The organism is Paracidovorax wautersii, from assembly GCF_031453675.1.
Lineage (GTDB): Bacteria > Pseudomonadota > Gammaproteobacteria > Burkholderiales > Burkholderiaceae_C > Paracidovorax.
Genome location: NZ_JAVIZX010000001.1, coordinates 4,412,815 through 4,435,473 on the forward strand (window position 1 = coordinate 4,412,815; position 22,659 = coordinate 4,435,473).

At 71.2% G+C, this 22,659-nt stretch carries 17 protein-coding genes; 9 read left to right on the forward strand and 8 right to left on the reverse strand.

Annotation, left to right across the window (positions count from 1 at the left end; translation table 11 throughout):
* Positions 1–118 precede the first annotated feature (118 nt).
* Positions 119–1,555 (forward strand): chloride channel protein, encoded by a 1,437-nt coding sequence (locus QE399_RS20060; protein ID WP_309831618.1) that lies wholly within the window; start codon positions 119–121, stop codon positions 1,553–1,555.
* 123 nt (positions 1,556–1,678) lie between these two features.
* Entirely contained in the window at positions 1,679–2,944 is a 1,266-nt protein-coding gene (locus QE399_RS20065; RefSeq protein ID WP_309831620.1) for a putative Na+/H+ antiporter, read from the forward strand.
* A 113-nt stretch (positions 2,945–3,057) separates the two neighbouring features.
* Here the strand turns inward: QE399_RS20065 and QE399_RS20070 are convergent, their stop codons facing one another.
* The 3 genes from QE399_RS20070 to QE399_RS20080 all read right to left on the reverse strand — a co-directional run bounded on the left by QE399_RS20070 (position 3,058) and on the right by QE399_RS20080 (position 7,717).
* Complete coding sequence (locus QE399_RS20070) at positions 3,058–5,136, reverse strand: sensor domain-containing diguanylate cyclase (RefSeq protein ID WP_309831621.1); 2,079 nt, start codon at positions 5,134–5,136, stop codon at positions 3,058–3,060.
* 288 nt (positions 5,137–5,424) lie between these two features.
* Positions 5,425–6,048: a Crp/Fnr family transcriptional regulator gene (locus QE399_RS20075; protein ID WP_309831624.1), complete on the reverse strand. Its 624-nt coding sequence runs from the start codon at positions 6,046–6,048 to the stop codon at positions 5,425–5,427.
* A 313-nt stretch (positions 6,049–6,361) separates the two neighbouring features.
* Positions 6,362–7,717, reverse strand: a complete 1,356-nt coding sequence (locus QE399_RS20080) for a glycerate kinase type-2 family protein (protein WP_309831626.1) — start codon at positions 7,715–7,717, stop codon at positions 6,362–6,364.
* A gap of 89 nt (positions 7,718–7,806) precedes the next feature.
* Between QE399_RS20080 and QE399_RS20085 the strand changes: the two genes are divergently transcribed.
* Positions 7,807–9,711, forward strand: a complete 1,905-nt coding sequence (locus QE399_RS20085) for an EAL domain-containing protein (protein ID WP_309831628.1) — start codon at positions 7,807–7,809, stop codon at positions 9,709–9,711.
* 108 nt (positions 9,712–9,819) lie between these two features.
* Entirely contained in the window at positions 9,820–11,823 is a 2,004-nt protein-coding gene (gene mutL / locus QE399_RS20090; protein ID WP_309831630.1) for a DNA mismatch repair endonuclease MutL, read from the forward strand.
* 259 nt (positions 11,824–12,082) lie between these two features.
* On the opposite strand, the gene QE399_RS20095 is transcribed toward mutL, so the two are convergent.
* Both QE399_RS20095 and QE399_RS20100 read right to left on the reverse strand, forming a co-directional pair.
* The gene (locus QE399_RS20095; protein ID WP_309831632.1) at positions 12,083–13,096 is read right to left on the reverse strand and encodes a Bug family tripartite tricarboxylate transporter substrate binding protein; all 1,014 of its coding nucleotides are present in this window, start codon (positions 13,094–13,096) and stop codon (positions 12,083–12,085) included.
* Between the two features lie 17 nt (positions 13,097–13,113).
* Positions 13,114–14,319: a M20 aminoacylase family protein gene (locus QE399_RS20100; RefSeq protein WP_309831633.1), complete on the reverse strand. Its 1,206-nt coding sequence runs from the start codon at positions 14,317–14,319 to the stop codon at positions 13,114–13,116.
* Positions 14,320–14,440: 121 nt separating this feature from the next.
* Here QE399_RS20100 and QE399_RS20105 point away from each other — a divergent pair, with 121 nt between their 5' ends.
* Positions 14,441–15,427 (forward strand): LysR family transcriptional regulator, encoded by a 987-nt coding sequence (locus QE399_RS20105; protein WP_309831635.1) that lies wholly within the window; start codon positions 14,441–14,443, stop codon positions 15,425–15,427.
* Positions 15,428–15,473: 46 nt separating this feature from the next.
* Here the strand turns inward: QE399_RS20105 and QE399_RS20110 are convergent, their stop codons facing one another.
* Positions 15,474–16,643: a glycerophosphodiester phosphodiesterase gene (locus QE399_RS20110; protein WP_309831637.1), complete on the reverse strand. Its 1,170-nt coding sequence runs from the start codon at positions 16,641–16,643 to the stop codon at positions 15,474–15,476.
* Between the two features lie 229 nt (positions 16,644–16,872).
* Between QE399_RS20110 and gdhA the strand changes: the two genes are divergently transcribed.
* Positions 16,873–18,216, forward strand: coding sequence for an NADP-specific glutamate dehydrogenase (gene gdhA, locus QE399_RS20115; protein WP_309831639.1), 1,344 nt, complete (start codon positions 16,873–16,875; stop codon positions 18,214–18,216).
* A 380-nt stretch (positions 18,217–18,596) separates the two neighbouring features.
* On the opposite strand, the gene QE399_RS20120 is transcribed toward gdhA, so the two are convergent.
* Positions 18,597–19,229, reverse strand: coding sequence for a LysE family translocator (locus QE399_RS20120; protein ID WP_309831641.1), 633 nt, complete (start codon positions 19,227–19,229; stop codon positions 18,597–18,599).
* 242 nt (positions 19,230–19,471) lie between these two features.
* On the opposite strand from QE399_RS20120, the gene QE399_RS20125 reads away from it, so the two are divergent.
* Entirely contained in the window at positions 19,472–19,711 is a 240-nt protein-coding gene (locus QE399_RS20125; protein ID WP_309831644.1) for a hypothetical protein, read from the forward strand.
* A gap of 20 nt (positions 19,712–19,731) precedes the next feature.
* On the opposite strand, the gene QE399_RS20130 is transcribed toward QE399_RS20125, so the two are convergent.
* The gene (locus tag QE399_RS20130; protein ID WP_309831646.1) at positions 19,732–20,379 is read right to left on the reverse strand and encodes an ABC transporter ATP-binding protein; all 648 of its coding nucleotides are present in this window, start codon (positions 20,377–20,379) and stop codon (positions 19,732–19,734) included.
* A 52-nt stretch (positions 20,380–20,431) separates the two neighbouring features.
* Between QE399_RS20130 and QE399_RS20135 the strand changes: the two genes are divergently transcribed.
* Positions 20,432–20,800, forward strand: coding sequence for a hypothetical protein (locus QE399_RS20135; protein WP_309831648.1), 369 nt, complete (start codon positions 20,432–20,434; stop codon positions 20,798–20,800).
* Between the two features lie 16 nt (positions 20,801–20,816).
* Positions 20,817–22,619, forward strand: coding sequence for an ABC transporter transmembrane domain-containing protein (locus QE399_RS20140; protein ID WP_309831650.1), 1,803 nt, complete (start codon positions 20,817–20,819; stop codon positions 22,617–22,619).
* Positions 22,620–22,659: the final 40 nt, after the last annotated feature.

Here is a 22,659-nt window from a genome sequence, read left to right on the forward strand (position 1 = left end):
CGGCGGCCCCGCGCCAAGGGGGCTGGCCGGCCCGCTGGGCCCGGCCTTGTCCTGCGCGGCGCCCGCCAGCGCAGCGGGCAGAATCGGGCAGGTTGCCGCCTGCCTGCCCTCCACGCCCATGCACCAAGAACCCGACTTCGCCCACAACCTGCGCCAGGAGCTGCGCGACGGCCGGCGCTGGCTGGACCGCAGCATCGTGCTGGCCTATGCCGTGGCGGCCGGGCTGTGCGTGGTGGCCTTCACGCTCATGGCCGATGCGGCCTTCGAGGCCTTCATGCACCTCTTCCACTGGCAGGGCGGCTGGGCCGTGCTGCTGTGGATGCCGGCCGTCACCGCTGGCACGGTCTGGCTCACGCGGCGCTGGGCGCCGGGCGCCGCCGGCTCAGGCATTCCGCAGGTGATGGTGGCGCTGGAGCCGTCACTCGCGCCGTCGCTGCGCAGCCGCTTCGTCTCGCTGTGGCTGTCGGTGTGCAAGATGGTGCTGGCCACGGCCGGCTTTGCGGCGGGGCTGTCGATCGGGCGCGAAGGGCCGTCCGTGCAGGTGGCGGCGGGTGTCATGCACCATGCGCGCCGCTGGCTGGGCCCGCAGTCGGGCATCAGCAGCCACGCGCTGCTGGTGGCGGGCGGCGCGGCCGGCATCGCCGCGGCCTTCAATGCGCCGCTGGCCGGCGTGGTGTTCGCCATCGAGGAGCTGTCGCGCAAGCTGGAGTCGCGCTCCAGCGGCCTCATCATCGCGGCCATCGTGCTGGCCGGGTTGATGGGCGTGTCGGCCTTCGGCAACCTGAGCTACTTTGGCCGTATCCAGGTGCCGCGCCTGTCGTGGGATGCGCTGCTGCCCGGCCTGTGCGTCACCCTCGCCTGCGGCGTGCTGGGCGGCGTGTTCGCCAAGCTGCTGGCCGCGTCGCTCACGCAGGCCCCCGAGCGGCTGAACCGGCTGCGCGCACGCTTTCCCATCCGCTTCGCAGCGGCCGGCGCGCTGGTGATCGCCGTCATCGGACTGGTCACCGGCGGGGCCACGTTCGGCTCGGGCTCCGAGGCGGTCAAGCACATGCTGGCCGGCGAGGCCGACACCCCGGCGCTGTACGTCACGCTCAAGTTCGTGGCGACCTGGCTGTCGGCCTGGGTGGGCGTGCCGGGCGGCATCTTTGCGCCGTCGCTGTCCATCGGCGCGGGCGTGGGCCACAACGTGGCGGCGGTGGTGGGCGGCGACATCGGCCCGGCGCTCATCGCCATGGGCATGGCGGCGTTTCTGGCCGCGGTGACGCAGGCGCCGCTCACCGCCTTCATCATCGTGATGGAGATGGTGGACGGCCACGCCATGGTGCTGAGCCTGATGGCATCGGCCATGCTGGCGAGCCTGGTGTCGCGCATGCTGGCCCGGCCGCTGTACGAGACGCTGGCGCTGTACATGCTCAGCACCGTGCAGCCGGCGGCAGCGGAGCCGGCGCAGCCACAGACCGCGCCGCCGCAAACCGAGGCCGATCCCGCGCCCGCGACAGCCCCCGCTTCTGGCGCTGGCGTGCCTGGGGAGCCGCAAGACACCGGCCACCGCTGAACCGGCCGGGCGCACAGGGGCATTCCAGCGCCCCGTAAAATTCGCCCCGGGTGCAGCACATATGGGGTGCGGCAGGTACAGCGAAGGTCGGGCCGCCTCGCGGCCTCTTACTGCCTTATTCCCATGCACCTGTCCATGGAGCCCGTCGCGGCTCTTCTCTTCGCCCTCGCGCTCGTCCACACCTTCACTGCCCCGCACTTCGAGCGGCTGGCCCATCGCTTTCCGCGCCACGCCGGCGCCCTGCACTTCCTGGGCGAGGTGGAGGCGGTCTTCGGCCTCTGGGCCATCGTGCTCATCGCTGCCATGGCCGTGGTCGAGGGCGGCCCGCAGGCCGTGGCCTACGCCGAATCGCGCAACTACACGGAGCCGCTGTTCGTCTTCGTGGTGATGGTGATCGCGGCCTCCCGCCCCATCCTGCACACGGTGGAGGCCGCCGTGCGGCAGGCCGCACGGTGGCTGCCCCTGCCCCGCCCCATCGCTGCCGCCTGGCTCGGGCTGGCCGCAGTGCCGCTGCTGGGCTCGCTCATCACCGAGCCCGCGGCCATGACCATCGCCGCGCTGATGCTGGCGCCGCAGATCTTCCGCCCCGCCGTGCCCGAACGCCTCAAGTACTTTGCGCTGGGCGTGCTGCTGGTGAACGTGTCCATCGGCGGCACGCTCACCGCGTATGCGGCACCGCCGGTGTTGATGGTGGCCAAGACCTGGGGCTGGGACAGCGCCTTCATGCTGGCCCACTTCGGCTGGAAGGCCGCGCTGGCGGTGTTGGTGAACGCCACGCTGGCGACCTGGGCCCTGCGCCGGCACCTGCCGCATGCAGACGCGCCCGCCACCGCCGCGGCGGCTGCAACGCGCCCGCCCGTGTCCTGGCCGCTCACGCTGCTGCACATCGCGCTGCTGGCGGGCGTGATCGCTGCGGCCCACCACCCGGTCCTCTTCCTCGCGCTGTTCCTGCTGTTCCTGGGCCTGGCGCACGCCTACCGCCCTCACCAGGACCGGCTGGTGCTGCGCGAGGGGCTGATGGTGGGCTTTTTCCTCGCCGGTTTGGTGGTGCTGGGCGGCCTGCAGCAGTGGTGGCTGCGGCCCCTGGTGGAAGGCATGGAGCCGCTCGCCCTGTTCTTCGGCGCGCTGGCGCTGACGGCGGTGACCGACAACGCGGCACTCACCTACCTGGGCTCGCTGATCGAGGGGCTTTCCGCCGACGCCCGCTACCTGCTGGTGGCCGGCGCCGTGGCGGGCGGCGGCCTCACGGTGATCGCCAATGCGCCCAACCCGGCCGGCGTGGCGCTGCTCAAGGGCGGCTTCCGCGGTCAGTCCGTGGGAGCGGCTGCACTGCTGGGTGGAGCGGCCGTGCCGACCGCGGTGGCGGCTGCGGCCCTGTGGCTGCTGTGAAGGCCGCCTTCCAGCGCAATTTGAGGCAAAAGAGGCCTCCAGCCCAGTCAGTGAAAGCGCTACCAGCTATATTTTTTTATAGCACAACGATTCCTGGGCTCGGAGGGGAGCGCTCAGGCGGAGCGGCTCTGGAACACCTGGTTGCGCCCGCGCCGCTTGGCTTCGTAGCAGGCCATGTCGGCGGCGCGCAGCAGCTGCATGACGTCGTCCTGCCCCGGCGCCATCACCACCATGCCGATGCTGGCGCTGACGAGGAAGCTGCGCCCCTGGTAGGACGGCTGCCAGCCCGACAGCGTGCTGCGGATCAGCTCGGCGATCTCCGCGCCGCGGCTGGGCGAGCAGCTGGGCAGCACCACGGCGAACTCGTCCCCCCCGAGCCTGGCCGCCCAGCCCACATTGCGCACCAGCTCTTCGACCATGCGCGCGACATGGCGCAGCACGTCGTCGCCCGCGTCGTGCCCCGCGATGTCGTTGACCACGGTGAGGTGGTCCAGGTCCATGAAGAGCACCACCAACGCATGGTCCTCGGCGCTGCCAGCGCCTGCCGGCACCGCCCGGGACCGCTCGGCGCGGTCGGTCATCAGTTCCTGCAGCCGCCCGCAGAAGGCGCCGCGGTTGAGCAGTTGCGTCAGAGGATCGTGCCCGGCAAGCCACCCCTGCAGCTGGCGCGCCTCCCGCGCGGCCGTGATGTCTTCCAGAATCCACACCGTGCCGGCCACGCCACCCTGCTTCGGCGTCCTGCGGCCCAGCACATGGGCCCAGACGGCGCTGCCATCCTTGCGCAGGAACCGCAGCTCTCCGTCGAAGGCGCCATGGGCCGCGAACTCCTGCCGCACGCGGCGGGCGGCCCGTGCGTGCTCCTCCTCCGAGGCATAGACCACCCGGGCGCTGCGGCCGATCAGCTCCTGCGGCCCGTAGCCCAGCATGCGGCTGGCCTGCAGGCCCATCACCTCCAGCCGCCCGCCGCGCGTGACGGCGATGCCCACCGGCGCGTGGTCCAGGATGGACTGCAGCTGCCCGGCCATGGCGGCGGCTTCGTCGCGCTGCAGCGACTGCTGCGCCAGCATGTGCGTGCAGACCTGCACCAGCGCATCCACCTCACCCACGGCGCTCGGCCAGGGCTCGCCCGCCTGCGCGGACTGGCCTGCCACGATCTGCTGCGCCCGCGCCCGCAGCTGCGCCAGGGACCGGGCCATCCAACCCATGCCGGCGGCCGTGAGCAGGCCGATCAGCGCCACGCCAGCGGCCGCGGCCCACCAGGCGCGGCGCTGTGCGCCCTGCAGCGGCGCGAGCATGGCCTGCGAGTCGCTCACCCGCGCCACCATCCATTGCGGCAGCGGCATCCCGGCGATGCTGACCACATGCCCGGAGACCGTCTCGGTGAAGCTGCGCCCCGTCAGCGGCTGCTCCTGGCGCCGCCACCGTTCATAGACCTCGGCCAGGCCGGGCTCGTCGCGCACGTGGCCCGTCACGCGCTCCTGGCGCGGGTGCGACAGGATGGTGCCGTCGCGGGTAAAGACGATGAGGCGTGACTCCTCGCGGGCCGGCAGCGCCATGGACTGCGGCAGCAGCCCCTGCGACTGCAGGCGCAGCACGCCGGCCACGGCGCCCATGACGCCGCCGCCGTCGCTGCGGTGCAGCGGCATGGTGAACATCACCCGCGCATCGTTGAAGCGCGATCCGATCAGACCGGACACCAGGGGCTTGCCATCCACCAGCGTGCGCAGCAGGTACTCGCGCTCGGCAGGGTCCAGGCCCGAGGCTTTTTCGAGCCGGCCGAACTGCAGGTTGACGCTGAGGTGGCCATCGTGCCGCGCGACCTGCATCGCATCGAAGAAGCGCACGGCGGGCAGCCCCTGCTGCAAAAGCCATTCGAGCGACGCCGGAGAGTCGAGCATGCCGGGCGTGATGCCTTCGACCACCGATCCGAGCACCCGCTGGCTCTGCTCGATCTTGCTGGCCAGCAGACGGGCAACCACCTCCACTTCATCGCTCTGCTGGTTCACCAGCCGGTGCATGGCCTCTTCGCCGGAGGCGCGCGAGACCAGCCACGCCGCGGCGGCGCCGGCCAGCACCACGGCCAGCAGCGCCACCAGCATCAGCTTGCGCACGAGCGGGCCTGGCGCAAGCCATTCGGGCAGGTCGTCGGGTTCGCTCTCGAGCGCCAGGTCGGCGTGCGCTGGCGGACTCATGGCGCCGCCTCCACGGTGCCGCGCTGCAGGGCCGGGGCCGCGCAGCGGGCACCGCCGCTGGCGCCTGCCGGCCGGCACTGTCCCGGCGCAGCCTGCGGGCGGAATCGGGCGGGGCGGGCGGGCAAGGCGCGGTGCATGGAGGGCGTATCGGGCCGAGTGGTCTTGCGGCCAATATACGCAGCGCACCCCGATGGGGAGTTGGGTGGAACCCTCAATCAGGCCAAGGAAAACCCTGACCGTGAAGCCACGCGCAAGGGAGGCGCAAAGCCGGCCGCGGCAACGCGCCGCTCAGCCGCTGGCGACCATCTGCAGGGCGCGCGGCTCCGGCAGGTTGAGCACGTTGCCGGTGCCGGCAATCAGGCCGTGCTCGCGCAGATGGCGCAGCACGCGGGACAGGGTTTCGGGCGCGATGCCCAGCTGCGCGGCGATCAGGCGCTTGCGCTGGTGCAGCGTCACGCACAGGCTGCCGTCCGCACCGCGCTGCGCGTGGCGCAGCAGCCACTGGGCGCAGCGCGACTCGGCGTCCTGCGCCAGGCGGCTCACCGCCAGTTCGGTCTGCTGGCAATAGCCCGCCGCCATGTCGCGCACCAGGCTGCGGGCCAGCGGCGGCAGCGTGTCGATGCCGCGCCGGAACTCCTCGACGGGGATGCGGCGCAACTGCACGCGGGTGTCGGCCACCATGTCGACCGCGCAGGGCTGGTCAAGCAAGGCCGATGCGGCGTCGAGCCAAAAGGGGCCCTCCACCACGCCCAGCTGGTGGCGCATCTGGCCGTCCTCGCGGACCCCCAGCAGCACCCGCCCGCTATCGAGATACAGCACCGACACGGGCTGCTGGTGGCGTTGGCGCAGCACCTCGCCGGCAGCAGCCACCTCGGTCTGGGCAGGTTGTTCAAGAGAGGGCATGGGGAACATGGGCTCGACTGTGCCGCCCCGCGGCCCCCGCGGCATTGAGCGAAATCAAATCCCATGCAGGGTTTGCATAGCCCCCTGGCGCGGGGGAGCCGGCGACGTGACGGCGGCACGCAGCAGGGGCCGCCTTGGTGGCTGCGGCAACGCCACCAAGGCACGTGGGCGCCCTCTTCCCAAGCGCCGCATGGCACGGCCGGCGCCTTCGCCCAACGACCCGAACGGAGCCGCTGGGGCGGGGGCAGCCCGTCGCGCGGATCCGGCGGCTCCATCATGAAGCCAAAACACCCTCCAACCCCCTACCATCAAGCGCATGCAGCTACAAAATCAATAGCGCACGGAAGTCATTGACGTTGGTGTGCGTCGGGCCGGTCACGACCAGGTCGCCCAGCGCCTCGAAATAGCCGTAGGCGTCGTTACGGTCCAGGTGGTCTGCCAGCGCACGCTGTGCGGCTGCGGCGCGCGCCAGCGTGTCGGGCGCGACGAAGGCGCCGGCGTTGTCCTCCACGCCGTCGATGCCGTCGGTATCGGCCGCCAGGCCCCACACATCCGCCACGCCCTGCAGCCCCTGGGCCAGCCCCAGGCAGAACTCCCCGGCGCGCCCGCCGCGGCCGCGCGGGGCCCCTTCGGCCCGCGCACGCACCGTCACCGTGGTCTCGCCGCCGCTGAGGATGACGCAGGGCCGCGCGAAGGGCTGCCCCCGCAGCGCCACGGCCCGCGCCAGCGCGGCGTGCACGCGGCCCACCTCGCGCGACTCGCCTTCCATCTCGTCGCTGAGGATGTGCGCGTCGATGCCGCAGGCCTGCGCGGCGCGGGCGGCAGCCTGCAGCGACTGCTGCGGCGTGGCGATCATGTGCACGGCATGGCCGGCCAGGCGCGCATCGCCGGGCTTGGGCGTCTCCAGCGCGCCGGATTGCAACTGCTGCCGCACGGAATCGGGCACCTCGATGCCGTAGCGCTGCAGGATGCGCAGCGCTTCCTCGCAGGTCCCCGGGTCGGCCACGGTCGGGCCGCTGGCGATCACGGAAGGGTCGTCGCCCGGCACATCGCTGATGGTGAGCGTGACCACGCGCGCCGGCGCGCAGGCCGCGGCCAGGCGCCCGCCCTTGATGCGCGAGAGGTGCTTGCGCACGCAGTTCATCTCGGCAATGCCTGCGCCGCTTTCCAGCAGCTGGCGGTTGATGCGCTGCTTGTCGGCCAGCGACAGGCCTTCGGCCGGCAGCGTGAGCAGGGCGGAGCCGCCGCCGGAGATCAGGCACAGCACCAGGTCGTCCGGGCCCAGGCCCTGCACCGACTGCAGGATGCGCTCGGCCGCCTGCAGCCCGGCGGCATCGGGCACGGGATGGGCCGCTTCGACCACCTCGATGCGCTGCGCCAGGCCCGCAGGACGCGGCGGCACGTGGCCGTAGCGCGTGACCACCAGGCCGCTGAGCGGCGCATCGGCAGGCCACAGCGCCTCCACGGCCTGGGCCATGGCGCCGCCCGCCTTGCCCGCACCGATGACCACGGTGCGGCCGGGCGGCGGCGCGGGCAGGTGCGGGGCCAGGGTGTGCAGCGGCTGGGCGCTGTGCACGGCCACGCGGAACAGGGCCTGCAGGAACGCGCGCGGCTGGCTGCGCCAGTCAGGCAGGTCGGCGCTCACAGGCGCGGCAAGGGGGTTCGGGGTATCGGACATGCGTACATTGTGCGATGCCCGCGGCACCGTCACAGTGCCGTCACCAAGCCCGCCTACAGTGCCGGCTGTCACGTTGACGGATGCATGGGATGGATGATTTGAAGCGCCGACGGTTCGATGCCGTCGTGGCGACCCTTTCGCCGGCGGCGCGCGAGGGCCGCGGGCCCCTGGCCCACCTGATGCGCGAAGGCCGGCTGCACTGCGTCTTCCAGCCGCTGGCCGACCTGCGCACCGGCGCCATCTATGCGCACGAGGCGCTCATCCGCGGCCCGGAGGACTCCCCCTTGCACACCCCCGATGCGCTGCTGGACGGCGCCCGGCGCGAGCACCTCCTGCAGGACTTCGAGCTGCTGTGCGTGGCGACCGCGCTGCTGCAATGGAGCGCGCAGGGCCGCGGTGGACGCATCTTCGTGAACATCAGCGCCGACGCGCTGGTGAGCGCCGTGGCCCTGTGCGGCGCCGGGGTGGGCGAGGCCCTGCGCAGCCTGGGCGTGCCCGCGCGCATGGTGGTGCTGGAGATCACCGAACACGAGCGCGTGAGCGACATGGCCCTGCTGCGCAGCGCGCTCAAGCAGGTGCACGCGGCGGGCGCCCGTCTGGCGCTGGACGATTTCGGCGACGGCCATTCCAGCCTGCGCCTGTGGGCCGAGGTGAAGCCCGACTTCGTGAAGATCGACAAATACTTCATCCGCGACATCGCCGCGCATTCCGAGAAGCTGCAGATGCTGCAGGCCATCAAGGGCATCGCCGACGTGTTCGGCACCACACTGGTGGCCGAGGGCATCGAGACGCAGGAAGAGCTGCTCGCCCTGCGCGATCTGGACATTCCCTACGGCCAGGGCTACCTGCTGGGCCGGCCGGCGCGCGCGCCGCATGCCGCCATCGCCGAGCCCGCGCTGAGGGCCCTGAGCGACCGGCGCGTGGCCGTGCTGCCCACGCTGGGCCAGAGCGTGCGCCCGGGCATCCTGCGCAGCCTGCCGGTGGTGCCGGCGCCGGCCGTGGCGCCGGACACGCCCAACGACACCGTCGCCGGGCTGTTCAAGAGCCACGCCGATCTGCACGCCGTGGCCGTGCTGGAAGATGCGCGCCCGGTGGCGCTCATCAACCGCCAGCAGTTCATGAACCACTACGCCACGCTGTACTTCCGCGAGGTGCACGGCCGCAAGCCCTGCGCGGGCTTCGCCAACCACGCGCCGCGTGTGGTGGAACTGGACTGCGACGTGGAGCAGCTGGTGGGCATCCTCACCTCCCAGGACCAGCGCTACCTGAACGACGGCTTCATCGTCACCGACAACGGCCGCTACGTGGGCCTGGGCACGGGCGACCAGCTGGTGCGCAGCGTGACCGAAGCGCGCGTGGAGGCGGCGCGCCACGCCAACCCGCTGACCTTCCTGCCCGGCAACATTCCGATCAGCCTGCACATGCAGCGGCTGCTGGACAGCGGGACCGAGTTCGTGGCCTGCTATGCCGACCTGAACCACTTCAAGCCGTTCAACGACTACTACGGCTACTGGCGCGGGGACCAGATGATCCGCCTGGTGGCGCGGCTCGCCGTCACGCACTGCGATGCGCAGCGCGACTTCGTGGGCCACGTGGGCGGCGACGACTTCATGCTGCTGTTCCAGAGCGACGACTGGCTGCAGCGCTGCCAGCGCATCGTGGGCGAGTTCGCCCAGGAAGCCCTGGCGCTGTTCGACGACGGCGCGCGCAAGGCCGGCGGCATCTGGGCCGAGGACCGGCACGGCGTGAAGCGCTTCTTCAGCTGCACGACGCTGTCGATCGGCGCCGTGCGCATCGCGCCGGGCAGCATCCACCACGCCGAAGAGGTGGCCAACCTGGCGGCGCTCGCCAAGCACGACGCCAAGCAGTCGCCGCAGGGCATAGCCTGGCATGCTACCGGCCGGGCTGCGCCCCGCGCTGCCGGTCTGCCCCTGCCGCACGCACCGCAGCACGCACAGCCCGCCACGCAGGCCGGCCGCGCCGTGGCGGTCTGACGGTCCGAGCGCGCGCCCGCACACGCTCCCACCGCAAAGACATTGCGGCGGGCAGGCCCACGCCGCGCCCGGCACGGGCGCAGGGCCGCGCTGCATAGAATCCTCCGCGTGACCGCCGAACTTTCCTCTTCCCCGCCCGCCCCCGCCCGCCGCCCCATCCGCGACCTGCCCGACGAACTCATCAGCCAGATCGCCGCGGGTGAAGTGGTCGAGCGCCCCGCTTCCGCCGTGCGCGAGCTGGTGGACAACGCCCTCGACTCCGGCGCCACCCAGATCACCGTGCGCCTGCTGGCCGGCGGCGTGCGCCTGATCGCCGTGGAGGACGACGGCTGCGGCATTCCGCAGGAAGAGCTGCCCGTGGCGCTGCGCCGCCACGCCACCAGCAAGATCACCAACCTGCACGACCTCGAATCGGTGGCCACCATGGGCTTTCGCGGCGAGGCGCTGGCGGCCATCGCCTCGGTGTCCGAGACCGCCCTGCTCTCGCGCCCGGCGCACCAGGCCAGCGCGTTCCTGCTGGATGCCCGCAGCGGCGAGCTGCGCCCTGCCGCCCGCAGCCAGGGCACGACGGTGGAGGTGAAGGAACTGTTCTTCTCCACCCCCGCGCGCCGCAAGTTCCTCAAGACCGACGCCACCGAGCTGGCCCACTGCGTGGAGGCCGTGCGCCGCCACGCGCTGTCCCGGCCCGACGTGGGCTTCGCGATCTGGCACGAGGGCAAGCTGGTCGAGCAGTGGCGCGCCACGTTGGCCCCCGGCACCGAGCCCTCGGACGAGGCGCTGCAGGAGGCGCTGGCACGCCGGCTGGCCGACGTGCTGGGCGAGGACTTCATCCGCGAGTCGGTGCCCGTGCGGCACCGCTCCGGCGCCGTCACCGTGACGGGCCGCGCCGGCCTGCCCGATGCCGCCCGATCGCGCCCCGACCAGCAGTTCTGCTACGTGAACGGCCGCTTCGTGCGCGACAAGGTGCTCACCCACGCCGCGCGCAGCGCCTACGAGGACGTGCTGCACGGCCAGAAGCAGCCGGTGTACGCGCTGTACGTGCACATCGACCCGCTGCGGGTGGACGTGAACGTGCACCCCACCAAGATCGAGGTGCGCTTTCGTGACAGCCGCGAGGTGCACCAGGCCGTGCGCCACGCCGTGGAGAACGCCCTGGCCGTGCCCCGCGCGCAGGCGCTGGCAGCTGCCGCCGAGGCGGTGCCGGCCCCTGCGGCCGGATTTGAGTCAAATCAGCCTCCAACGCCCGTCTGGCAAGCGCAGTCAGCTATCAAATTTGATGATCGGGTCGGACACAAGGTGTCCGATCTGCAGGCCTTGTGGGGCAGCCCGGCGGAGCCGGCCGTTGCCTCTCCGGCCGCCCTGCCTCCCGCGCTGGCGCAGAACGGCGGATCCACCGGTGCGGTGGTGGCCCCCTCCGGCAGTGGGGCGCCAGCCTTGTCGCCCATGCCCGCCGGGGCAGGCCCGGCGGTTGCGTGGGATGCGGCCCGTGCGCCTGCGCCCTCTGCGCAGGCCGCCGACGGCGCTGCCTGGCCCCTGGGTCGCGCCGTGGCGCAGATCCATGGCGTCTACATCCTGGCCGAGAACGCCCAGGGCCTGATCGTGGTCGACATGCATGCCGCGCACGAACGCATCGTGTACGAGCGCCTGAAAGCCCAGGTAGACGACGGCGCCCGCATCGCCAGCCAGCCGCTGCTGATCCCCGCCACCTTCGCCGCCACCCCCGAAGAAGTGGCCACGGCGGAATCGCAGGCCGACACACTCGATCTGCTGGGCCTGGAGATTTCACCCTTCTCGCCCAAGACGCTGGCCGTGCGCGCCGTGCCCACCACGCTGGCCCAGGGCAACCCGGTGGAGCTGGCGCGCAGCGTGCTGGCCGAGCTGGCCGCGCACGACGCCAGCACCGTGGTGCAGCGCGCGCGCAATGAGATCCTGGGCACCATGGCCTGCCACGGCGCCGTGCGCGCCAACCGCAAGCTCACGCTGGACGAGATGAACGCGCTGTTGCGGCAGATGGAAGTCACCGACCGCTCCGACCAGTGCAACCACGGCCGCCCCACCTGGCGCCAGCTCAGCATGAAGGAGCTGGACGCGCTGTTCCTGCGCGGACGCTGAGGCCTACCAGCCTCCTTCGACGGCAGCCGTTGCTCGTGCCAGGATCTGTGCGATCACGGGAAACGTCTGCAGCGCCACCAGCACCAACGGTCCATGGTCTACAGCGGCGCCACCCGTCAGACGGCCGCGGAGCAGGCCATCCCAGCAAACGCCGTGGAACCGGCTTCGCCGGGCCACTGGCGTTGTCCCCCTTCCCGCCCCGCGCAGCGGGGCGAGAGAAGGGGGAAGGCGCGCAGCGCCTCAGGGGGAAGCTCCCCAATCACTCGCGCACCTTGGCGAACTGCGCCAGCTTCTCGTACTTCACCGTTTCCTCGCCGATGAAGCGCGCCAGGTCTTCACGGCCGGTGGCAGGCACCATGCCGGCGTCTTCCAGCTTCTTGCGCACGGCAGGGTCGCGCAGCGTGTCCTGCAGCGCGGCGGACAGGCGCTGCGCGATCTCGGGCGGCAGGCCGCGCGGCGCCATCAGCGCGAACCAGCCCACCAGCTCATAGCCCTTGAGCTGAGGGTGCTCGGCCATGGCGGGCACCTGCGGCAACGCGGCGATGCGCTGCGCGCTGGTGGCGGCCAGCGGCACGATGCGCCCGCTCTGGATGAACGGGATGGCCGCCGTGGGCGACAGCACGGCCAGGTCGAGGCTGCCGCCCGCCAGGTCGCTGGTGAGCGGCGCCACGCCGCGGTAGGGAATGTGCGCCATGAACACGCCGGCGCGCTGCTTGAACAGCTCGCCCGCGAAGTGCAGCGTCGAGCCCACGCCCGAGCTGCCGTAGCTGTACTTGCCCGGGTTGCGGCGCGCCAGCTCGACGAACTCCGCCAGGTTCTTCACCCCCAGCCGGGGGCCGGCGGCCAGCACCAGCGGGCTGGTGGCCACCAGGCCGATGGGTGCGAAGTCCTTGCGCCCGTCGTACTTCTGCGCCGGGTTCACCAGCCGCGTGGCCACCAGCTCGTTGCTGGAGCCCACCAGCAGCGTGTAGCCGTCGGCCGGGGCCGTTGCCACGCGCTGCGCGGCGATCGCGCCGGCTGCGCCGCCCTGGTTGTCGACCACGACCACGCCCTTCATGCGCGCGGCCATGGCATCGCCCACCACGCGGCCGACCAGGTCCACCGAACCACCGGCCGGGTAACCGATGACGAACTTCACCGGCTTGGTGGGGTAGTCGGCCTGCGCGGCGGCCGGGCCGGCGGCGGCGGCCGCCAAGGTGAGGGCCAGCACCATCCCCAGGGTGTTGCGGCGGCGCAGGCGGGCGGTGGCGGAGCGGGCGAAGGCAGAGGTCATGGTGTGCATGGGATGGGTCAGAGCGGTGCGGGGGACAGGAAGCGCTCGGCCAGCTTCACCCAGTAGGTGGCGGCCAGCGGCAGGATGCGGTCGTTGAAGTCGTAGCCCGGGTTGTGCACCATGCAGCCACCGGTGCCGTGCGTGTCGCCCACGCCGTTGCCCACGATGAGGTAGCTGCCGGGACAGGCCTCCAGCATGAAAGAGAAATCCTCGCTGCCGGTGAGCGGCTGGAGCCCGGGAATGACGCCCTCCTGGCCCAGCCAGTCCAGAGCCACCTGCCGCGCGAACGCCGTACTCGCCGGGTCGTTCACCAGCGCGGGGTAGCGCCAGCGGTATTCCACCTGCGCTTCGGCGCCCAGCGTGGCGGCCTGGGCCTTGGCCAGTTCGGTGATGCGCTCGCGCAGCAGGGCGCGCACGTCGGGCCGGTAGGCGCGCACGGACAGGCGCAGCTCCACCGCATCGGGAATCACGTTGGGCGCATCGCCTGCATGGATGGCGCCGACCGTCACCACCGCCATGTCGCGCGGGTCGACGTTGCGCGACACCACCGTCTGCAGGGCCAGGATGAGGTGCGCCGCGGCCACCACCGGGTCGGCAGACAGATGCGGCGCCGAGCCGTGGCCGCCCTTGCCGCGCACGGTGATGATCACCGTGTCCGACGACGCCATGAACGAGCCGGGCAGGAAGCCGAACTGCCCGGCGGGAAAACCCGGCATGTTGTGCAGCGCAAAGACCGCGTCGCAGGGAAAGCGCTCGAACAGGCCGTCCTCGACCATCTTGCGCCCCCCGCCCAGGCCTTCCTCGGCCGGCTGGAAGATCAGGTGCAGCGTGCCGTCGAAGGCCCGCGTCTGCGCCAGGTGCTGCGCCGCCGCCAGCAGGATGGCGGTGTGCCCGTCATGCCCGCAGGCGTGCATCTTGCCGGGTTGCCGGCTGGCGTAGGGCAGGCCGGTGGCCTCCTGGATGGGCAGGGCGTCCATGTCGGCGCGCAGGCCCAGCCGGCGCGGGCCCTGCCCCACGCGCAGCGTGCCGACCACCCCCGTGCCGCCCAGGCCCCGGTGCACCTCGTAGCCCCAGCCCTGCAGCCGTTCGGCCACCAGATCGCTGGTGGCGAACTCTTCGAAGGCCAGCTCGGGATGGGCATGGATCTGGTGGCGCAGGGCCACCATCTCGGCTTCCGTGGCCCGGATGCCGGGCAGGACGGGGTCGTGTCGGATGTCGCTCATGCCGTTCAGTCTAGGAACGCCGTACCCGCCGCAGAAGACCACCGCCGCTTGCCCCGCCAAGCCCTACCATGCGGCCTTCGCCGCCGCCTTCGGCATGAACCGTGCAACGCCCCCCGCGCCCATGACCACGCTCCCTACCGCCCCTGCGCAGATGAAGCTTCACCAGATCCGCTACCTGGTGGCGGTGGCGGGCTGCGGCAGCGTGCGGGCGGCGGCGCGCTCGCTGGGGGTGACGCAGGCCGCCGTCACGCAGGGCCTGCGGGAGCTGGAGAGCGCCCACCGCCTGCCGCTGTTCGAGCGGCAGAGCAGCGGCATGGTGCTGGCCCCGGCCGGCCGCGCGCTACTGCGCCACGCCCAGCTCATCACCGGCCAGATCGAACAGGCCGAGGCCGAAATGGCGCAGCTGCGCGGGTCGCAGACGGCGACGCGGCTGTCGGTGGCTGTCACGCCGTGGATCGCCCAGAGCCTGTTGCCCCACGTGCTGCAGTCGTTCCGGCACGAGCTGCCCGAGGTGCAGCTCGAACTGTTCGAAGGGCTGTCTGCCGTGGCGCACCCGCGCCTGCGGGAAGGCTCACTGGACCTGCTCATCGGCCGGGTGCCCTCCGACAGTACGCAGGGCGACCTGCATGCCACGCCGCTGTTCCGCTACGAGACGGCGGTGGTCACGCGCATCGGCCACCCTCTGGCGCAGGCGCGTTCGATGGCCGAGCTGATGGAGTGCGACTGGCTGATCAACTACGCGCCGCAGGAAGAGGCCGCCCTGCTGGAGCGGCTGTTCCTGCGGCATGGCCTGCCCGTGCCGGCCCGGCACATCCACCTGGTGCATTCGGCCTCGCTGCTGCTGCACCTGGTGGAGCACAGCGACATGGTCTCGTTCTGCCCCTGGCCGCTGATCGAGACCGAAGGCCCGCACGGCCGGCTGGTGCCGCTGCGCCTGCGTGAGACCTTCGACCCGCACACCGTGGGCGTGGTGCAGCGGGGCCACGGCGCCCTGCCCTGGGCGGCGCAGCGCTTCGTGCACCACCTGCAGGCGCAGGTGCAGGCCTGCCGCCACACCAGCGATCCGCTGCTGCAGCGGGTCTTCCGCTCCATCGACGTGCTGGCGTAGCGCGGAAGCGGCCGTGTGCCGCGGCACCGCCCGCGGCGCCTCCCGCTCAGTTGTCGCGCGCGGCCTTGGCCTGGTCGGGGAAGTCCGAGAACACGCCGTCCACGCCCAGGTCGTAGAAGCGCCTGTATTCCGCCCTGGGGTCGCCACGGAAGTCCGACGTGAGCCGCTTGGCCTCGCTGCGGAAGGTGTAGGGGTGCACGAACAGGCCGGCCCTGTGCGCGTCGGACACCACGGAGGTGGGGGACATCAGCACACGGTCGCGCTCGTCGATCAGGCCGTCGCCGTTCAGATCGTCCGGCTTGCCATCGTTGTTGGCGTCTACCTGCCGGGACGGAATCAGGTAGGGCTTCCACGGCCCCACGCCATCGGCATAGGTCTTCACTTCCCGCAGGCCATCGGGCGTGAGCAGGCTGGCGAAGGTGCGCCGGTCGCCGGCCACGGCGAAGTCGTACGGCCGGTCGTAGGGCGCCGTCAGGTCGATGCTGCCGTCGGCCTTCACATCGTTGGCATCCACCAGCTGCACCAAGCGCAGCTGCGTCTTGGTGCGCAGGTACTTCAGGTTGGAGACCTCGAAGGACTGCACGATGGCCGGCGAGTTCTTGGCGGTGTAGCCGTATGCCGCCAGCGTGTCGAGCAGGCGGTCTTCCAGCCGCAGTCCGAGGTTCACGTGGTAGGTGGGATGCTTGGTCTCGATGTACACGCCCACGGTGCGGCCCGCACGCGCGCCCTCACTGCGGGCGAGGTCGATCACCTCGTTCAGCGTGGGGATCTGGAACCGCCCATTGAAGGACTGGTCACGGTCCGCCAGCGGCTGCACGGCGCGCAGGGTCTTGATCTCGGCCAGGGTGAAGTCGGAAGCGAACCAGCCTTCTTCCGCCACGCCATCGACCACCTTGGTGGTCTTGCGGCTGGCGAACTCGGGGCGCTGGGACACGTCGGTAGTGGTGGTGATGTTGGGCTCGTGGCGGGCGATCAGCACGCCGTCCCGGGTGGCCACCAGGTCGGGCTCGATGAAGTCGGCGCCCATCTCGATGGCACGGCGGTAGCCCTCCAGCGTGTGGTCCGGCAGGTAGCCGGCGGCACCGCGGTGCCCGATGACCAGCGGCTTGCTGCCGTCGAGCGTGGGGTAGCCGCCATCGTCATTGCCTCCGCAGGCCGCCAGCAGGCCCGCTGCCGTCAGGGCCATGGCGGCCGTCGTCGCACGGTTCATTCGCATCGTTGTCACCTCTCGCTATGGAACAAAACAGGTGCCGACTGTGCGACGGGCGCGTGACATCCACAAGTCACGAATGCACCAATGCAGCGCAACTAGAGGCACCAAAACAAGGCAATCCCTTGTCAAAACCGGGATTCGATCCTCCATTTGGTGCATTACGCCATACCGGTTCGACATAATGATCACGCATCCGCCTTCTAGCCCTTTGCACTGAAAGCCCGCTTTCCTCATGAAATATGCATCCGTAGAGCAATTCCTTGAACACGTTGCCCAGCGCAACCCCGGCCAGCCCGAGTTTCTGCAGGCCGTGACCGAAGTGATGGAGAGCCTGTGGCCCTTCATCCAGAAGCATCCCCGCTATGCAGAGCATGGCCTGCTGGACCGGCTGGTCGAGCCCGAGCGCATCGTCATCTTCCGCGTGTCCTGGACGGACGACCACGGCACGGTGCAGGTCAACCGCGGCTACCGCATCCAGCAGAGCATGGCTATCGGCCCGTACAAGGGCGGCCTGCGCTTCCACCCCTCGGTCAACCTGTCGGTGCTCAAGTTCCTGGCGTTCGAGCAGACCTTCAAGAACGCGCTGACCACGCTGCCCATGGGCGGCGCCAAGGGCGGCTCGGACTTCGACCCCAAGGGCAAGAGCCCGGCGGAGGTCATGCGCTTCTGCCAGGCCTTTGCCGCCGAGCTGTACCGCCACGTGGGTGCCGACACCGACGTGCCGGCCGGCGACATCGGCGTGGGCGGGCGCGAGGTGGGGTTCATCGCCGGCATGGTGAAGAAGCTGACCAACCGCGCCGACTGCGTGTTCACCGGCAAGGGCCTGTCGTTCGGCGGCTCGCTGATCCGCCCCGAAGCCACGGGCTACGGCACGGTCTACTTCGCACAGGAAATGCTCAAGACGCGCGGCCGCTCGTTCGACGGGCTGCGCGTGTCGGTCTCCGGTTCGGGCAACGTGGCGCAGTACGCGGTCGAGAAGGCCATGGAGCTGGGCGCCAAGGTCATCACCGTCTCGGATTCGAGCGGCACGGTGATCGACGAGGACGGCTTCACGCCCGAGAAGCTGGCTGTGCTGATGGAGGTGAAGAACCACCACTACGGCCGCGTGAACGACTACGCCCAGCGCACCGGCGCCCGCTTCGAGGCCGGCGTGCGGCCCTGGCATATTCCGGTGGATGTGGCCCTGCCCTGCGCCACGCAGAACGAACTGCACCTGGAAGACGCCCAAACGCTGATCCGCAACGGCGCGCTGTGCGTGGCCGAAGGCGCCAACATGCCCTCGACCATCGAAGCCGCCAAGGCCTTCGAGGCGGCCGGCGTGCTCTACGCGCCCGGCAAGGCCAGCAATGCCGGCGGCGTGGCGACCTCGGGCCTGGAGATGAGCCAGAACGCAGCCCGCCTGTCGTGGCCGCGCGAGGAAGTGGACGCGCGCCTGCTGCAGATCATGCAAGGCATCCACGCCGCCTGCCTGCAACACGGCCAGCGCGACGACGGCAACGTGAGCTATGTGGACGGCGCCAACATCGCCGGCTTCGTGAAGGTGGCCGACGCCATGCTGGCGCAGGGCGTGGTGTAAGCCCAATCCGCTGCCAGCGCTTGAGTATCAAGCGCTGGCAGCTATGAAATTAGTACCCCAAGGCGGACGGGTGCGTGCTCGGTGATCGGGCGTCTGGCATGCGGCTCAGCCAGCCATCGGTTGCCTTCCCTGCTACCGCACCCGGGCAAGCGACACAGGCAATCTCAAGCCCCATCGGCCTCCAGCGCTTATCTGGCGAGCACAACCAGCTATCAAATATGGAGCAATAGGCCACCGCCCAGCTGCCTCCCACCTCGAAAGGCCACGGAGCAGGCCACGCCAGTGCACCCGCGGAACGGGCTTTGCCCGGCCGCTGGGTGCGTCCCCCTTCCCGGCGCAGCCGAGAGAAGGGGGAAGCGGCGCAGCCGCTCAGGGGGATGTCACCTATTCGCCGCCAACAGCAAGCCGCCCGCGCCCATGAAGAACCCGCCGGTGGCCTTGTTCAGGCGCACCACGCCCCGCTGCGTGCGGATGACGCGCCGGATCTGCCGGCCGCAGGTGGCGTACACGGCCGTGGAGACGAACTCGGCCAGCAGGTAGACGGACCCCAGCACCAGGAACTGCCGCGCCGCAGGCTGCGCCGGGTCGATGAACTGCGGAAAGACGGCCGCGAACAGGATGACGGCCTTGGGGTTGGTGATGCCGAGCAAAAACTCCTGCGCGACCAGGCTGCGCAGCCTGACGGGTTCGCGCGACGGCACGGGCTCGGCGCCTTCGATCAGTTCCAGCCCGCCGAACTCCCGGCTGCGCCAGGCGCGCCAGCCCAGCCAGAACAGGTAGGCCGCCCCGATCCACTTCACCGCGGTAAAGGCCGCCTCGGACGCCAGCAGCATGGCGCCCAGGCCCACGGCCGAGATCGTCAGGAAGATCGCGAACGCTGCCGCGCGGCCGACGGTGGCGAGCATGGCCGTCCCCACGCCGGCGCGTATGCCGTTGTTGAGGCCGCAGAAGTTGTTGGGGCCGGGCGTCAGCGCGATGGCGACGGCCACCGGGGCAAAGAGAAGGGCATCCACAGACACGCTCCACACAGGAAAGCCAAGGGAGGGGCAGTGTAGAGCGTTTGCAGCGCGCTGTCCCTGCGTGCGCTCTGCCCGTCTGCGCTCTGCCCGCCTGCGCTCTGCCGCCGGCGCTGGGGGAAGCCGTCAGCCCTCTGGCGCCGTCCCCGCTACGATGCGGGATCCCCGGCGCGGCCGTGCGCAGCTGCATGGCAGGCCCGGTGGCGTCCCCTCGCCTCCCCCTGAAAGGAAAGCCGTCCATGCCATGCCCCTGGTGTTCCCGCGAGATCGGCTACCTGCAGATGGGGCGCGCGCACGCTCACTGTCCCTTCTGCGAACGCAAAGCGGCCTATGCCTTCCACCTGCGCAAGGTGCTGCCCGGCTGGGGCATCACGGCACTGGCGGCGTGGCTGCTGCCCGCCGCTGCCGCACCGGTCGTGCTGGGCGCCGGCTTTGCGCTGTCGCTGCACCGGGGCATGTATCTGAAGAAATCGTATTGACCGGCCATCCGGGCCGCCGCTCAATCGGGCAGCACCCAGATGTCGCGCCACGGCACGCCGGGCAGCGCCTCGTAATGCGCCACCACGATGGCCCGTCCGCCGGCGTCCGCAGCCACCTTGCCGGCCTCTTCCGCCAGGGCGTGCTGCAGGTACTGGATGGACGGCTTGTCCAGGCCCGCCACCGGCTCGTCCAGCAGCGTGAGTGCCGCGCCGCTGGCCAGCCCGGCGGCCATCAGCACCTTGCGCTGGCTGCCGGTGGAGAGCTGGTACATGGGCTTGTGCACGTGGGCCTGCAGGCCGAAGCCGTCCACATGCCGCGCCAGCGCCTCGGCATTCCACCGCGGATGGCGCTCAGGGCCTTGCGCCAGCCAGTCGGCCGCCGTGATCTCGTCCAGCCCGGCGGCGCGCGGCTCCACCCAGTACACCTGTTCCCGGTACGCCCCGCCCTGCGTCTGCAGGGGCACGCCCCGCAGCACCAGCGTGCCGGCCTGCGGCGGCAAGGCGCCGGCCAGCAGGCGTAGCGCCGTGGTCTTGCCGGCCCCGTCACCGCCCTGCAGCAGGCTCACGCCGGGCCGCACCTGCAGGCTCAAACCCTGCAGCAGCGGGCGCCCCGGATAGGCAAAACCCAGGTCCTGCACCTGCAGAACGGTCGCATCGTTTGGGCTCAATCTGATCTCCCTTCATTGGATGGTCTGCAAGGCCTTGCCGGACAATCGCCGCATGACCTTGCACTACCTGGAATTTGACTACAGCGAGGACGCCGAGGGCACGGGCACCTGGGACGCCATCGCCAGCGTGGGCGATGCGCACCTGCCGGCCCTGCAGGCGGAGATCGTGTCCGTGCTGGCCTGGGCCGAGGCGGAGTTTCCCGCGCAGCGCGCGCCCATCGAAGACGGGGGCCGGTGGGACTACGACCTGCAGAGCGAGCCCGAACACGTGGCGCTGCAGTCCCTGCACTATGACGCGGCCACGCGCCAGCTCGTGCCGCCGATGGCATCCGCCGGCGGCGCGCGCCACACGCTGACCCTGTCGCTCAGCGGCGATGCGGCCTTCGGCGCCGCCTTCCGCAGCCGATTCGACCTTTCCTAGCCCGCTCATTTCCGCCATGGCCTCGCACACCACCAACCCTCCGGAGCCCGGCGCGCCCCGCTCCCTCACGGGCCTGCTGCCTTTCCTGCGGCCCTATGCCGGGCGCATCGCCATCGCGCTGGTCTTCCTGGTGCTGGCGGCGCTGGCCACGCTGGCGTTTCCGTGGGCGCTGCGCTCGCTGATCGACGGCGGCCTGGCGGGCCCGGACAAGGCGGCTCAGGCGATGGCGCTGCGCGGGCACTTCGGCGTGCTGTTCGCCGTGGCCACGGCGCTGGGCATCTTCTCCGCCGCACGCTTCTACATGGTGAGCTGGCTGGGCGAGCGCGTGACGGCCGACCTGCGCAACGCGGTCTATGCGCACGTGCTGCAGCAGAGCCCGCAGTTCTTCGAGACCACGCAGACCGGCGAGGTGCTGTCGCGCCTGACGGTGGACACCACGCTGGTGCAGACCGTGGTGGGCTCGTCGCTGTCCATGGGCCTGCGCAACGCCGTCATGGGCGTGGGCGCCCTCGCCATGCTGGTGTGGACCAACCCGTATGTGATGTCGGTGGTGCTGCTGGCGATCGTCGTCGTGGTGCTGCCGACGATGTGGATCGGGCGGCGCGTGCGCAGGCTCTCGCGCGCCAGCCAGGACCGCGTGGCCGACTCCAGCGCCATCGCCGCCGAGGTGCTCAACGCCATCCCGGTGGTACAGAGCCACACGGCGGAGGCGCGCGAGGCCGCGCGCTTCGACACGGCCACCGAAAACGCCTTCCGCACCGCCGTGCGCCGCAGCGGCGCCCGCGCCGCGCTGGTGGCCTTCATCATCATCGCCAATGCCGCCCTGCTGCTGTGGGGCCTGTACCGCGGCACGCAGGCCGTCATCGCGGGCGACATGTCGGCCGGGCACCTGGGGCAAACAGTGCTGTACGTGATGTTCCTGGCCGGCGCCGTGGCGGTGCTGGGCGAGGTCTACGGCGACCTGCTGCGCGCCGCGGGCGCCACGGAGCGGCTGATGGAGCTGCTGGCCACGCGCTCGCCGGTGGCGTCTCCGGCCCGGCCGGTGCCCTGCCCGCCCGCGGACGAAGGCCTGGCCGTGGCGTTCGAGAACGTGCAGTTCGCCTATCCCTCGCGGCCCGGCACGCCTGCGCTGGCCGACTTCGACCTGCGGCTGCGTCCCGGCGAAACGGTGGCGCTGGTGGGCGCCAGCGGCGCGGGCAAGACCACCGTGTTCCAGCTGCTGCAGCGCTTCTACGATGTGGACGCCGGGCGCATCACACTGGGCGGGATCGACATTCGCTCGCTGGCGCTGCACGACCTGCGCGGCCGCATCGCCACCGTGCCGCAGGACGCGGTGATCTTCTCGGCCTCGGCGCTGGAGAACATCCGCTACGGCCGCCCCGGCGCCACCGATGCCGAGGTAATGGCCGCTGCCCGCAGCGCCTTCGCGCACGACTTCATCACCGCCCTACCCGAGGGCTACGCCACCTTCCTGGGCGAGCGCGGCGTGCGCCTGTCGGGCGGCCAGCGCCAGCGCATCGCCATTGCGCGTGCGTGGCTCAAGAACGCCCCCGTGCTGCTGCTGGACGAAGCGACGAGCGCGCTGGACGCCGAAAGCGAACGGGTGGTGCAAGCCGCGCTGGACGCGGCGCTGCATGCCAACGCCGGCCGGCGCATCACGCTGGTGATCGCGCACCGCCTGGCCACGGTGCAGGGCGCGAACCGCATCCTGGTACTGGAGCACGGCCGCATCGTCGAACAGGGGCGGCACGCCGAGCTGGTGCAGCGCGGTGGTGCCTACGCGCGGCTGGCGGCGCTGCAGTTCAGGGCGCAGGGCTGAGCGGACGGCAGGCACGGGCGCTTCCGAACGCTGGAGGCGT

Bases quoted from the DNA above. Each gene is read 5' to 3' on its own strand.
- QE399_RS20135 (WP_309831648.1), top strand. From the start codon at position 20,432: ATGACCTTGCACTACCTGGAATTTGACTACAGCGAGGACGCCGAGGGC.
- gdhA (WP_309831639.1), top strand. From the start codon at position 16,873: ATGAAATATGCATCCGTAGAGCAATTCCTTGAACACGTTGCCCAGCGC.
- QE399_RS20060 (WP_309831618.1), top strand. From the start codon at position 119: ATGCACCAAGAACCCGACTTCGCCCACAACCTGCGCCAGGAGCTGCGC.
- QE399_RS20085 (WP_309831628.1), top strand. From the start codon at position 7,807: ATGGATGATTTGAAGCGCCGACGGTTCGATGCCGTCGTGGCGACCCTT.
- QE399_RS20095 (WP_309831632.1), bottom strand. From the start codon at position 13,096: ATGACCTCTGCCTTCGCCCGCTCCGCCACCGCCCGCCTGCGCCGCCGC.
- QE399_RS20065 (WP_309831620.1), top strand. From the start codon at position 1,679: ATGCACCTGTCCATGGAGCCCGTCGCGGCTCTTCTCTTCGCCCTCGCG.
- QE399_RS20100 (WP_309831633.1), bottom strand. From the start codon at position 14,319: ATGAGCGACATCCGACACGACCCCGTCCTGCCCGGCATCCGGGCCACG.
- QE399_RS20140 (WP_309831650.1), top strand. From the start codon at position 20,817: ATGGCCTCGCACACCACCAACCCTCCGGAGCCCGGCGCGCCCCGCTCC.
- QE399_RS20070 (WP_309831621.1), bottom strand. From the start codon at position 5,136: ATGAGTCCGCCAGCGCACGCCGACCTGGCGCTCGAGAGCGAACCCGAC.
- QE399_RS20105 (WP_309831635.1), top strand. From the start codon at position 14,441: ATGACCACGCTCCCTACCGCCCCTGCGCAGATGAAGCTTCACCAGATC.
- QE399_RS20080 (WP_309831626.1), bottom strand. From the start codon at position 7,717: ATGTCCGATACCCCGAACCCCCTTGCCGCGCCTGTGAGCGCCGACCTG.
- QE399_RS20075 (WP_309831624.1), bottom strand. From the start codon at position 6,048: ATGTTCCCCATGCCCTCTCTTGAACAACCTGCCCAGACCGAGGTGGCT.
- QE399_RS20125 (WP_309831644.1), top strand. From the start codon at position 19,472: ATGCCATGCCCCTGGTGTTCCCGCGAGATCGGCTACCTGCAGATGGGG.
- QE399_RS20110 (WP_309831637.1), bottom strand. From the start codon at position 16,643: ATGCGAATGAACCGTGCGACGACGGCCGCCATGGCCCTGACGGCAGCG.